Below are 12509 nucleotides of genomic sequence, written 5' to 3' on the forward strand. Positions count from 1 at the left end.
AAATCCGCTAAATAATCTCATGATTACAGTGGCCTGCCGGTGAATGTTTATGAGAAACTTCTACTCCTGAAAAATGTGGTGAGATCCGCGTCATGTCAGAACAACCTCTACTCAGCCTGTTCACTGAAGGGCAGGTCACACTCCCGGACAGCTATCAGGATCGTACGGTCAATGTTTTTACCGCACCGGGCAATCAGTCACCCTCTTTTAATATCGCCCGCGACACGCTGAACCCCGGCGAGCACCTTGCGGCGTATATCGACCGCCAGCTTGCGCTGATGCAGCAGCACCTTAAAGGCTGGAAGCAGGAAACCCGCGAAGCCGCCGTGCTGGGCGATAACCTGTTGCAGGGTGAAATCGTCCATGCTAACTACCTGCGCGAAGGCAAACGCATCTGGCAGCAGCAGGCGGTATTTAATACTCAGGGCGCACATGTCCTCGTTTTCACCATGACATCAACTAAAATCCTGTCAGACCCTGACAATGCACTGTTCAGCTCACTGCTCGGAAGCTTTCGCCTCCACGCTTAACGGTAAGGATGAATAATGTTCGAAGCGGCTCGCGTCGGTGATGATATCGGCCATTCCGGTGCCCTGGCAGGCATGATCGCCGGAACGATTGTTGGTGGGTTGATTGCGGCGGTGGGCGGAATCGCCGCCGGGGCACTGTTGACGGCCGGTGTTGCGGCGTCCTGCCTCGGTGTCGGCTTGCTGCTGGTCGCTGCCAGCCTTGCCGTCGGTTATTTCACAGGAGAATTAGCCACCGCCGCCAGGGACAAAGTTGCCGAAGACGGCGCTGCGAACATGACAAAAAAAGGCGACATTACCTCCGGTTCGCCCGATGTCTTTATCAACGGCAAGCCCGCCGCCATCGCCACCAACAGCGCGGTAGATTGTTCCGACGACGGTTCGCAGCAGATGGCGGAAGGCTCCTCGCGGGTTTATATCAACGGCCTGCCCGCTTCTCGTGTTAAAGACAGTACCACCTGCGACGCCAAAGTCATGACCGGCTCGGACAATGTGCGCATTGGCGGTGAGGCGGAACAGACGCTACCCATCAAGCCTGAAGTCCCCGAATGGCTGTATAAAGTGTCGGATCTGACCCTGCTGTTCGCCGGGCTGATTGGCGGGGTGGGCGGCGCGGCCAGTAAAGTCGGCGCGCTGGCTAAACTGCTGGGTAAACTTCCTGGCATTAACAAACTGGCGCGCATTGCCTGCCGGGTCGGTACGCTAATGATCGCAGGATCCGCGGCGGGGATAATCGCCCGTCCGGTGGATATCGTCAGCGGACAGAAGTTTCTCAGCGGCGATGACGAACTCGATTTTGTCCTCCCTTCCCGCCTGCCCGTTCTCTGGCAGCGCTACTGGCGCAGCGGCAACCCTGCCGAAAGCGTGCTGGGGCGCGGCTGGAGCCTGTTCTGGGAATCGCGTCTTGAGCGCTACAATGACGGGCTCGTCTGGCGTGCGCCGTCCGGGGATTATGTCGCTTTCCCGATGGTGCCAAAAGGGTTGCGAACTTACTGTGAAGCCGAAAAGCGCTGGCTGGAGCACCATCAGGATGACAGCTGGTCGGTTTATGACATCAGCGGTGAGCGCTGGCACTACGCCGCGCTGAAAGGCGATGCCCCTTCCCTGTTGCAACGCATTGCCGATCCCTGCGGCAACGACATCCTGTTTGCATGGAACGATAACCATACCCTGCATGCCCTGACCGACAGCGCCGGACAGCGCGTGGTCTGCCGCTACGAGGGCGACAGGCTCGCCGGTGCCTGGCTGGATGATGAAGTCTGCCTGGTACGTTACGCATATGATGAGCAACGCCAGCTGATTACCGTGACGGGCCGCGGCGGTCAGTTACGCCGTCGCTTCAGTTGGCAGGACGGCCTGATGCGCAGCCATGAGGATGCGAACGGGCTGCTGAGTGAATACCGCTGGCAGGAGATCGACGGTCTGCCGCGCGTAACGGGCTTCCGCCACAGCGGCGGCGAAGAACTGACGCTGGAATATGATTTTGACAACGGCCTGCGTCGCGCCATTCGCGATGACGGTGCACAGGCGGAGTGGCTGGTTGATGACGATGATAACGTTGCCCAGTTCACCGACTTTGACGGCCGCCAGACCACCTTTGTTTACCGCGACGGCGAGCTTTGCGACGTCATCCTGCCCGGCGGCGCTCTGCGGCGCAGTGGATGGGACAAATACGGTCGCATGCTGCATGAAACCGACCCGGCAGGCCGCCGGACGGAATATTTCTGGTACCGCCTGACGGACCGCATCACCCGCACCGTTTACCCGGACGGCACTTCCGTCCAGGCGATGTACGATCTGCAGGGTCGCCTGCTGGCGGAAACGGACGTCAGCGGCAATAGCACCACTTTTCACTATCCTGACGAAACGGAGTCCCTGCCGGAGAGCATCACCGATGCCATCGGCGGCGTGGTGCACCTGGAGTGGAACCGCCAGGGGCTACTGACCCAGCGCACCGACTGCTCCGGCAGCGTTACACGTTTTACCTACGACCGCTTCGGGCAGCTTATCGCCAGTGAGGATGCGGAAGGGAATATCACCCGCCGCGAATGGGACGACAGCGGGCAACTGCGCGTGGTAACGCGCCCGGACGGCAGCCGCGAAACCCTTCAGTGGAACGAACGCGGGCAGCTTGCGGCCTGGCGCGATCCGCTGGAAAGCGAGGTACGCTGGGCCTATAACGCCCTCGGAATGCCGGTCAGCCTCACCGATCGCATCGGGCGCACCCGCCGCTGGCACTACGATCCGCGCGGCAACCTGCTGCGCCTTGAAAACGGTAACGGCGCAGAATACCGCTTTACCTATGACGCCGTTGGCCGCCCGCTGAGCGAAAGTCGCCCGGATAAAACGTCCCGCCAGATGGAGTGGGATGCGCGGGGCTTTCTCAGCGCGTTGCAGGAAAACGGCAGACCGGCTGCCGATGGCGATATCGCCCGCCGTAGACAGCAGTTCAGCTATGACGACAGCGGCCTGCTGACCGGGCGCGACCATCAACACGCGGAGTATCGCTATTTCCGCGACCTGAGCGGCCAGCTAAGCCGCATTCACCGCACGCCCACCGCCGAAGGAGTCGCGCTCGGTATCGAAAACGATGTCGTTGCGTTTACCCGTGATGCCGCCGGACGCGTGCTGAGCGAGTATGGCGTTAACGGCACCGTCGGCTACGAATGGGATGCCCTGAGCAACCTCACCTCTCTGACCTTGCCCAGCGAGCAACAGATATCCTGGCTGCATTACGGCTCCGGCCACGTCAGCGCCGTGCGCTTCGGCAGCCAGCTGGTGAGCGAATTCACCCGCGACCGCCTGCACCGCGAGATTCGCCGCAGCCAGGGCGCTCGTGAACAGCTGCGAAGCTATGACAGCCTGGGCCGTCGCACGCTGCAGCGCAGCGAATTAACCACCGACGTCACGCTGCCGGAACAGGCGATACTCGAGCGTCAGTATCGTTACACGGCACGCGGCGAATTGGCCGGCGTCAGCGACACGCTGCGCGGTGAAATCAGCTACGGCTATGACGCAGAAGGCCGCATTCAGAAGCATTACGAAGCCCGCCAGGGGCACAGCAGCGCCCATTTCAGTTATGACGCTGCCGATAACCTTGCGGCGAATGATGATGACCTGCCGGTGACCGATAACCGCCTACAGCACTGGCAAAACCTGTTTATGAAGTACGATGCGTGGGGCAACCTGGTCAGCCGCCGCAATGGATTGTACGAACAATTTTATGCCTACGACGCCGAAAACCGGCTGGTGACGGCGAAAGGCACCGGGCCAGAAGGCAAATTCGAGGCGCACTATTATTACGATGCGCTGGGCAGGCGAACCCGCAAAACCGTCACCACGGCTCACGGCCCGCGCGACACCCGCTTCCTGTGGCAGGGCTATCGCCTGCTGCAGGAGCAGCATGAAGGCGGGCATAACAGCAGCTATATTTACGATCCGAATGACGCATGGAGCCCGCTGGCGCGTGTCGACCAGCTGCAGGGCGATAAACAGGGCGAGATCTACTGGTTCAGTACTGACCTGAACGGCGCGCCGCTGGAAGTGACGGATGCCAGTGGTGCTTTGCGATGGAGTGGTCAGTACGGTAGTTTTGGCGAAGTACGGTATCAAACGGATGGCTTTATACGGCAGATGCAAAGCACCGCCCTGCCCCATCAGCCCCTGCGCTACGCCGGGCAGTACGCCGACAGCGAAACCGGACTACACTACAACCTGTTCCGCTACTACGACCCGCAGGTTGGACGGTTTACTGTCCAGGACCCGATAGGGTTGAATGGCGGGTGGAATTTGTACCAGTATGCGCCGAATCCGCTGGGGTGGGTGGATCCGTGGGGGCTAACTGGAAAACCTCTTAATTCGCCTGATATGTCTAAATGGCTCGATAAAGGCGGTACCATCTGGCAGGAAACTGATGGACGAGCATGGGTCTACCAGGATTGGGAAGGCAATATGGTTCGCTATCCTGACGGATACCCTGATTTTACACCTTATGAAAGACAACACATTGATATATTAGATTTAAAAGGCGATCATAGTAAAACTTCTGGAGGCGACTTTGGCAAAGCGGATGCTCTAGCTCCTAAAGGCAAAGCAAATTACGATGCCAACACCTGGCATCATCATCAAAATGGCATCACAATGCAGGAAGTACCTAAAAAAATACATCGTCGATTTACGCACAGAGGCGGTGTTTCACATATTAAAGGTAACTGTTAAAAGAGGAGATTCACGTTGGCTATTCAAACGGGTACAAGCATCGGTCAGAGTGAGATAGATCTGCTCGAGAAAAATTTTGCGGTTACATTCCCTGATGATTACAAAACTTTTTTAAAGCAATACAACGGATTTAGAGTAGCTTCTCCAGATAACTGCGATATACCATTTGATAAAGTTGATAACGGGTATATTTCATTCGACGCTTTGTTCGGCCATCAGGTTAATAACGAAAATTATGAACTTACCATGATGAATGATGAGTTTCTTGATGAACTTTCTTTCATAGAGAATGCTGTCATTATCGGTATTGACCCTGGTGATAATTTTTATGTTCTTATTACAGAGGGTGAACAAGCCGGTGTTTATTATTGGGATCGTTCATGCTTACATGCAGACGACCTTAAGCGGGATTATGTAATTACGGGCGAAGAAGATTCCCAGCACCTTTATTTATGTGACACTATTTTTAGCAAGTTCCTCGAGTCTTTATTATCGCTGACCATTAAAAAAGGCATGAGCAGCTCTAGCGAATTATAGCTTGCAGCCTATATTTAAAACCCTTTACCCTCCGTTGCCAAATGAGCCTGGAGGGTAGTATTCCTGATCCCCGTCGTTTATTATGATCTTAACCGTTCCAGAAGTGAAGTCACCCCATGATGGCAGCCACTTCAAAATGAATTTTCAAACCATTATATATAATTAACATGTTTCTATTGCTATTTATTTTGAGGTTGCTTGATGACCAATGAAGTTTAATTTCATCATATATTTAACGTAGTGGTTTTGTTTAATTTAAACATATAGTCTGTTAGACATTAGGCTAGTCAGAATCCTCATTACATTGTGATTGCAAAACTCTCTCTAATAACTTACATTCTTCTGGCCTTGGTATCATCCTCTCGAAAGCGATGAAGAAAAGGAACATAACTACTGAACCTGTACACAATGCTATGTGACCCCAAACAGAAATTTGTTCATACCTGTAAGTGAATAATATCAGAGCTAAAATTGCGAGTAATAAAAATTGAAGTGAGAATAAAAAATACATACCAGTCTCAAACCAGAAAGAGAATCCCTTTTTAAATATAAGACGCCTATCTTTAATTACCAAAAACGTTCTGAATTTTTTAAAGAAACCCACTGATATTAAATCCAAGTTTTGCACCACTAACCGCAAAATGATTTTTTGTCTGGCAACATCACTAATCCCAGTCACTCGGTAAGCAGTTATCCTTTCCATATCCTCTTTTATGCAGAGACGAATTTCATCCGATAGTTCAAATCCATTCAGAATATGCTGAAATTCATTTAATTTTGAATTTCTTACTTCATTAACAAACGCGATGATCCCTCGTATTTTCCAGATAACAAGCGCCAATGGTCCAGCGATAAACAAAAAAAGAAGAACCTGCTTTATTTCAAATGTACCACTAGACACCGCTGTCGTTAGCCATCCATTCATAATGTCCAATATTTTATCCATAGTCTATTTCTCATAAAATAAAACCCGTAACAAGGATAAAACATCACGACACAAGCTGGTATTTATATTTTCATTTTATGCCTTAAATTTTCTTATGGATGGCTGCATGATACGTAACATGCCAATATTGAGGATAAGCCGCTTATACAAGTCATCACGATGTTTATTGCCAGTTAGCTCAACTTTTACCACCCTAATAGAGCGCGAAAAACTTTCCCTTCACTCATATCATTTTACCCAAATTCTCGCTCCACTTAGCCTAACAGAGCGCCAAAACTGACATCAATGATTGTTACTGCTTCGACCAGCCACATATCTATAGTGCTATTAACGCGCTGCGTAGTAGGATTGTACATTAACCGGCCCCGCGCTCGTTCATTCACATGATATTGAACTGCTCCCCTCTAAGAAAGAGCATTTATAAAACTTCGGTGTCTAAAAAACGAAGCCTTATACATAGAATTGTGTGCGATTATGCTTAATACGAAAAGCGCTGAGAGGTCCCAATAAATCGACTGCCCTTGATTAAAACGCGTCAGGTTGCCTTCCATCTTGTTAGATATACATATCACCGAAAATACCAAAATCAGTAGCTCCCCACGCGTCTAAAAACCCTGTATCTATAATCAGCATGATCAGTATTGGGAAAGCCAACATTATGAGCTGGGAAAGATATAACCTTTCAGTCGCTGTGTTCGTCCTGCTTCTGAAAGAGAACGAAATCTGCATGCTGCGAAGATGTAAAACGGGCTGGATGGATGGCTGCTTTAGCTTACCCGCCGGTGGGCTAGAAAAAGGAGAAACCCTCTCGGCTGCCGCGGCCAGAGAGTTAAGAGAAGAGACCGGAGTCCACGCTTTCCCCTCAGAAATGACACTTGCACATACCATGCATGTTTGGACAGAAAACCGTTCATGGATGGGGCATTTTTTTATATGCAGAGAGTGGAGCGGTGTTCCTTTCTTGGCTGAACCTGATAAGCATTCAGAACTAAGCTGGAAAAATTTAGAAACGCTGCCGGAAGAGACAATACCTTATGTTCGGCAAGCCATTACAGCCATAAAAAATGCTCAGACATACTCCGAATTCGGCTGGGCGAGTTATAGAACGTATGTGGAGAAAGCAGTTTGAGAACCGTTGAGATACTGCAATACAAGGTACCGGAGCCGCTTTTCACACCCTAATGCAGGAAATCAGCGTTCCTCTTCATCGGCGTAGCGGGATCGACGTTGTTTCCTGCGGAAACTCGCTGCATGATTCCGATTGCTACTACCTGATTCGCGCCTTTGATAGCCCGGATGGCATGGCGACAATGCTCGATGCCTTTTATGCCAGCACTGACTGGCGCAACGGCCCACGCGAAGAGATCATTCGATGCATCGAAACTAGCATTAAAACAATCATTAGCCTGCCATCGGAAAGCGTTGAAGGGCTGCGGATACAATCGTAGAGCATCAGACTTCGCCTGATGCTCTCTGAAATGCAGAAAAATGAACCAAAACACCATTCGCCTGACGAATAAAGGCACCAGAAAACCGCTGGCAGCCTTTCTCAAAAAAAAAGTAAATTATATTCGTCTGGAATTAGTTACTCACCTGAAAATTAATGTGTGGCAAATTCGTTTTACCATTCGCTTCATAGACTACGGAATTGCTAAACGAAAATACCCGACCACTGTATTTGATATTAATGGTATCGCCCTCAGCGCTTACATTCGCTGCACTATTGGCAGCAACCAGGAATGGAACCTGCTTTGCAAGGCTGGCAGTGACATTACCTTCCAGCTTGCCCGATAAATAATACCGGTAAGAGTTAGAAACAGTGGTTCCCCCACCTGAATACTCCGTTACATAAAGCCACGTGCTATCGCTAATTTGTTGCGAACTCACCAGCTTGTCTTCAGCGCTGCTATCGCCATCCGAATTGAGGATCACAAAGCCAATGACGATGATTAGCAAGCTGGCAGTCAGCGCACGATGAAACCACTTAATAGCCGTTTTCAATGGCATATTTGATCCCTTCCTTTATCGAATACTGGTCCTGTATAAGGAACCCTGTCGGGCACTCCAAGATGTCTTCAAATGGGAATTTTTGACGAGAATGTGTTACGGAGCGAGTGATAGATTAAAAATGCCCCTATGATGCCGGGGATTTAAAAAGATAAATTAATCATCCGTTTCTTTTGCCAAATCGGGAGCAATAAGCGCAGAAATTGCTTTACGTTTCTTGGAATCCGTTTTGTGCCAAAGCGCAATGACCGAGGCCAGTTCATCGTCATCCGCATAGAAGTACGCTACTGGCACTTCAAGTACACGAGCGAGCTGCTGGACGATTTCAATATTCGCCTGATGGATTCCGTTCTCATACCGATTGATCCGTGGGCTGGCAACAAATTCGTCTATCCCGGCAAGGATCCCAAGCTGTTTTTGTGAAAAGCCTTTAGCAAGGCGAGCGGTCTTTAAGCGCCGGCTGAAAATTTCGTTATGGTGGGTGATTTTTTTCATGGCTACGATAATCGTAGTAATACCGCTAAAGCGATACTACGTAAAACGTAGATCCCATACCCTTTTCGTCGATTACATCTTAGTTGCATGAAGACAAGATCTCAGTTCAAAAACTACGACAAACGTAGTTTTATGCCTTCCCTTTATGACTACGAATAACGTAGCATTTATCAAGATTCACCAACTTAATCAGAGGGAAATGGAATGAAAAAAGGATGGCATAAAGCAGACATCATTGCATCACTGCATAAAAAGGGAACGACTCTGGCTGCGCTTTCTCGGGAAGTAGGGTTAAGCTCCTCGACACTAGCTAACGCGCTTGGTAGACCCTGGCCGAAGGGTGAAGCCATAATCGCTAAAGCGATTGGTGTTCCGCCTGAGGAGATTTGGCCGGAGAGATACTACAGAGATGGGAAGCTTGAAGACCGTAGTTTGCTTATTCGGAAGCGAGCGGGGGCTTGATGGTCTAAATAATTGGTTACGTAAATATAATCATTGGTTAGTGCTTGATGTTTATATGGCAATTAGATCTTTCTTTACTATTAATAGAGAAAGATTTAATCCTGGTCGTAGGTTTGGATTCGAAGATCGGAATTGAATTTAACTATCTGTAACCTCCTCTTACCATGTGCCTGTTCGTTTAAAAAACGGGATTGTCGGACGTCTCCGTCAGAGACGTTAGAAAAGAATTTGCTTGTTATCACAGAATACCTATTGATTAGTCGCCTGGATATAAATAGACACTTCCCTCTTTTTAAACGAAGGGATAGTCTTAAACCTTACTCAACCTCGGTCGCTTTTTAAGCTTTGCGCGATGGTGGCGCTAATAGGGACATTATGCTTAATCACTATCAGGCAAAATCACTGGACAAAATCTACCTTGAGGATATCCCCTACATTATCTGCCCACATACGGCAGCGCGTTACCTTGAGGAGACCGCACAACCAAATAGAATCATTCAGGAGTGGGACTTACCGGGCAACTATGGTTTTTTTGTCAGTCGATATCGCCAGTTCCACTTTCAGCAACCATGGATGGCATATCGGGACGTGCTGGATGATATCCGCTCTGGGAAGGTTGTTTTACTGAGAAAGGACAAAATTAGTCATATCCTCACGGGCGTGCAAACATCTTCTGGCAACCTCCGAAATGGCCTGCCTTGGCTCCTCCACTCCAGGCTTAGCTACCTCATTTCACATCAACTAAAACGCCCGGTATACTACGTTCGCCCGTCAGTGCCCGTTCAACATGCTCAAGCAGCAAAAACCATCAACAGCAAAGCAGCGGGCAGGCTTCTGGCTGCGGGGGGCGTTTATAACGGCAACATAGATGGATTCAAGAAGACAGCAGAGCAACTCGGCGGGGATGCGCCAGCAGGTTACGAGCAGGTAATGGATAACAAAGGTCTGCTGATTGCAGGTACATCTCTTGCTGCCGGGCTGACAATGGGAAGAATGCGGTTTCCTGAAATAGAGGAACTTGAGCATTTTGGGGCCAGAGGGGCTGCGTCAGGGAGACAATTTGATCTGGAAAAAGCTGGTGGACCGATTGAAAACCTAACAACGGATGGCGTTAATATAACTCATGAAGGGATTGCAACCGTTGAGAAACATATATCTCGTTTCGACCACGACCCGGCAAATGACGTAATGATAGGTAGGCTGAAAAGCATCGCAAAAGGGGAAATGCCCCCTGAGCAAGTGGATTTAAACTACTACACTCATGAATGTCGGGAATATCAGCGTTACTGTAACTTGGGATGGGAAGCAGGTGAACCAGACGGCGTTGCAGGTTATGATATGTGGAACAATGCCCATACTGCAACGCTGGAAGATTTTAAACTCAAAGACGGTGATTTATTCCACCCGGATGCACTGAAATGAAGATAACGAATACCGAATTTAATGTATTGAAAGTCATGGCAGAAAAAGACATCGACTGGACATGGATGATACTGGATCGCACTCTTGCTACAAGGGGTATTCCCGGGTTTAGCAATGTTGCAAATATAGTAACCAACTTGATGAATGAGGGGATGGTTGATGCTGTTTATAACGAAAACTCATCGAGACCACGTTATCGAGTATCAGAGCAAGGTCATCAGCTGTTGGGACAAATAAACGGGGTTACAAGGCATAACGATATCTGATGATAGGGCAATTAGATCTTTCTCTACTATTAAGGAAGAGTTCAAATCCTGGTCGTAGGTTTGAAGTCCGAACTCATAAATAATGATTAATTATTTGATATAAAATCAATTAAATATAATTTTAGTTAATGTACCAACATCAATACCTGTACATTAAATCACTGATTTCGGGACTCGAATCGGGGCAGGATTTACCTGGAAGATGCTCACCATCGAGCATACTTCTGGCTCTATGCATCAATCACATCCAATACAGTTTTGCGAAAACAGGCATAAGCATCTTCCTATGAAACCTTGCTTTCACCGAATACCATTGGTGTGACGAACTGCAGATAGCGTTCCTTATAAACAGGATTACTAACGAGTTCTTCCAGCCCCATTTTCAGTTCTTCAATAGGTGATTCACAGAACTCAAGGTACCGGGCACTGTAACGTTCAATATCCTGCTCAATACATTCCTGCACGAAGTGTTTTAAAACGGGAACGTCAGCACCTTTTTCCCTTACTATACAAAAATTGTCGTAGATATGACGTACCAGTGACTCATCCACTGCACGCTCTACATCACGCATGCTTGCAGCCGTTCTGCACATCATCGAGATCAGTTTTTCAGCCTGCGTGCTAGCGATAGTTGCGCAGGGGAAAGCCCCCACTATTTCACCCTTCTTTGTTAGATCCATTACCAATGAGCTAACAGGACGGTTTTCCGCAGCCTCAAGCAAATCTGTTTCCATTAATTCCAGTTTAATAAATGGTCTTAAGCAAGGAGCTTGTGAATATTTCTGCGGGTAACGCACTGGGATTTCATTATAACGGTATTCATCACGAGTAACCTTTGGATATTCTTCATCCAAGCGAAACGTACCTGAGGCGGCAATCGTTTCAATAATGGTCTGAATAATATCCTTACGGATGCTTTTACGCTGACCTCTGGAATATTGCTGGGAAAAACCGGCGACAGAGACAAGCTTAATGTCCACATCCTCAGACATCCTGTTCAAAGATATACCCGCTTTTGATAATGCAGTTCCACCTGCAAAACCAGTTGATGCATGTCAAAAGCCAGAGGCTGGAGCAATCGCAATAACTCAACGATGTAATAATCTTTTTCTACAATTGCAACAGATTCAATGCCTAGTGCGTCGGCAACGTCCGGGAATAGCTTTGTTAAATCATCCATTTAATTTGCTGTTCCCTACTGACAATATTCTCTTAAAACGTGGGGAGGTTTTGATTTCCAGTAACGCAGGGATCTGGGTAGATTTACCGCTATTATAGGCGCTTGTTGCTCCTACCAGGCGGTAATCTACTTTCAGACGTTCTAGTGCTTCAATTACTACCGCCGCAGAACCTCCGGGAGCAGCAGGCATCAGCTTACCGGTAATCGCATTTTGCCGCGCTTTAGTGTAGACGCCATAGCCTACTTTCAGCAGTTGCCCTTCCTTCACCAGTTCACGCAGTGCTCTGCCAATTTGATCGTAGCCAGCAACATCTTTGAAATCGTTACGAGTGAAAACCTAACGCTTTGAGCGCTTCAGTCGCGACTGAATACGAGCTTTTATGGTCATGTAATCCTCCTTTGGTTGTTTCTTAAACATAGCAAAAACACGACACTTCTAACAGCAAACA

10 protein-coding genes and 3 pseudogenes are annotated in these 12509 nt (G+C 48.9%); 8 read left to right on the forward strand and 5 right to left on the reverse strand.

Annotated features, from left to right (window positions below):
- Nucleotides 1-92: 92 nt before the first annotated feature.
- Genes RW65_RS15270 through RW65_RS15280 form a run of 3 tightly spaced genes read left to right on the forward strand, consistent with a single transcriptional unit; the run spans nt 93 to nt 5282 of the window.
- Nucleotides 93-530, forward strand: coding sequence for a DcrB-related protein (locus RW65_RS15270; RefSeq protein ID WP_039057641.1), 438 nt, complete (start codon nt 93-95; stop codon nt 528-530).
- Nucleotides 531-545: 15 nt separating this feature from the next.
- Nucleotides 546-4745, forward strand: a complete 4200-nt coding sequence (locus RW65_RS15275; RefSeq protein ID WP_082022455.1) for an RHS repeat-associated core domain-containing protein — start codon at nt 546-548, stop codon at nt 4743-4745.
- A 15-nt stretch (nt 4746-4760) separates the two neighbouring features.
- Nucleotides 4761-5282, forward strand: coding sequence for an SMI1/KNR4 family protein (locus RW65_RS15280; protein WP_039057642.1), 522 nt, complete (start codon nt 4761-4763; stop codon nt 5280-5282).
- A 283-nt stretch (nt 5283-5565) separates the two neighbouring features.
- On the opposite strand, the gene RW65_RS15285 is transcribed toward RW65_RS15280, so the two are convergent.
- Complete coding sequence (locus RW65_RS15285; RefSeq protein WP_039057643.1) at nt 5566-6228, reverse strand: hypothetical protein; 663 nt, start codon at nt 6226-6228, stop codon at nt 5566-5568.
- Nucleotides 6229-6886: 658 nt separating this feature from the next.
- Here RW65_RS15285 and RW65_RS15290 point away from each other — a divergent pair.
- Nucleotides 6887-7357, forward strand: coding sequence for an NUDIX hydrolase (locus tag RW65_RS15290; RefSeq protein WP_039057667.1), 471 nt, complete (start codon nt 6887-6889; stop codon nt 7355-7357).
- A pseudogene (locus tag RW65_RS15295) lies at nt 7354-7676 on the forward strand (NIPSNAP family protein). The gene RW65_RS15290 and the pseudogene RW65_RS15295 overlap by 4 nt, the downstream one beginning before the upstream one ends.
- A gap of 133 nt (nt 7677-7809) precedes the next feature.
- Here the strand turns inward: RW65_RS15295 and RW65_RS22715 are convergent.
- Together RW65_RS22715 and RW65_RS15305 are read right to left on the reverse strand one after the other, a co-directional pair.
- Nucleotides 7810-8235, reverse strand: coding sequence for a hypothetical protein (locus tag RW65_RS22715; RefSeq protein WP_072037769.1), 426 nt, complete (start codon nt 8233-8235; stop codon nt 7810-7812).
- A 156-nt stretch (nt 8236-8391) separates the two neighbouring features.
- On the reverse strand, nt 8392-8730 hold the full coding sequence (locus RW65_RS15305) for a helix-turn-helix domain-containing protein (RefSeq protein ID WP_039057645.1): 339 nt from the start codon (nt 8728-8730) through the stop codon (nt 8392-8394).
- A gap of 204 nt (nt 8731-8934) precedes the next feature.
- Between RW65_RS15305 and RW65_RS15310 the strand changes: the two genes are divergently transcribed.
- The 3 genes from RW65_RS15310 (at nt 8935) to RW65_RS15320 (ending at nt 10880) form a co-directional block, all read left to right on the forward strand.
- Nucleotides 8935-9192, forward strand: a complete 258-nt coding sequence (locus RW65_RS15310; protein ID WP_039057646.1) for a helix-turn-helix domain-containing protein — start codon at nt 8935-8937, stop codon at nt 9190-9192.
- A gap of 375 nt (nt 9193-9567) precedes the next feature.
- A complete protein-coding gene (locus RW65_RS15315) occupies nt 9568-10614 on the forward strand; it encodes a hypothetical protein (protein WP_039057647.1) in 1047 nt (348 codons plus the stop codon).
- Entirely contained in the window at nt 10611-10880 is a 270-nt protein-coding gene (locus tag RW65_RS15320; protein WP_039057648.1) for a hypothetical protein, read from the forward strand. Before RW65_RS15315 ends, RW65_RS15320 begins: the two co-directional genes overlap by 4 nt.
- A 284-nt stretch (nt 10881-11164) precedes the next feature.
- Here RW65_RS15320 and RW65_RS15325 read toward each other — a convergent pair.
- Nucleotides 11165-12060, reverse strand: a pseudogene (locus tag RW65_RS15325) (nucleotidyl transferase AbiEii/AbiGii toxin family protein).
- Nucleotides 12053-12448 (reverse strand): annotated as a pseudogene (locus RW65_RS22090) (DUF6088 family protein). Before RW65_RS22090 ends, RW65_RS15325 begins: the two co-directional pseudogenes overlap by 8 nt.
- Nucleotides 12449-12509: the final 61 nt, after the last annotated feature.

The sequence above is a fragment of the Enterobacter sp. Bisph1 genome (assembly GCF_000814905.1).
Lineage (GTDB): Bacteria > Pseudomonadota > Gammaproteobacteria > Enterobacterales > Enterobacteriaceae > Kosakonia.

Bases quoted from the DNA above. Each gene is read 5' to 3' on its own strand.
- RW65_RS15315 (WP_039057647.1), top strand. From the start codon at position 9,568: ATGCTTAATCACTATCAGGCAAAATCACTGGACAAAATCTACCTTGAG.
- RW65_RS22715 (WP_072037769.1), bottom strand. From the start codon at position 8,235: ATGCCATTGAAAACGGCTATTAAGTGGTTTCATCGTGCGCTGACTGCC.
- RW65_RS15320 (WP_039057648.1), top strand. From the start codon at position 10,611: ATGAAGATAACGAATACCGAATTTAATGTATTGAAAGTCATGGCAGAA.
- RW65_RS15310 (WP_039057646.1), top strand. From the start codon at position 8,935: ATGAAAAAAGGATGGCATAAAGCAGACATCATTGCATCACTGCATAAA.
- RW65_RS15290 (WP_039057667.1), top strand. From the start codon at position 6,887: ATGAGCTGGGAAAGATATAACCTTTCAGTCGCTGTGTTCGTCCTGCTT.
- RW65_RS15275 (WP_082022455.1), top strand. From the start codon at position 546: ATGTTCGAAGCGGCTCGCGTCGGTGATGATATCGGCCATTCCGGTGCC.
- RW65_RS15305 (WP_039057645.1), bottom strand. From the start codon at position 8,730: ATGAAAAAAATCACCCACCATAACGAAATTTTCAGCCGGCGCTTAAAG.
- RW65_RS15270 (WP_039057641.1), top strand. From the start codon at position 93: ATGTCAGAACAACCTCTACTCAGCCTGTTCACTGAAGGGCAGGTCACA.
- RW65_RS15285 (WP_039057643.1), bottom strand. From the start codon at position 6,228: ATGGATAAAATATTGGACATTATGAATGGATGGCTAACGACAGCGGTG.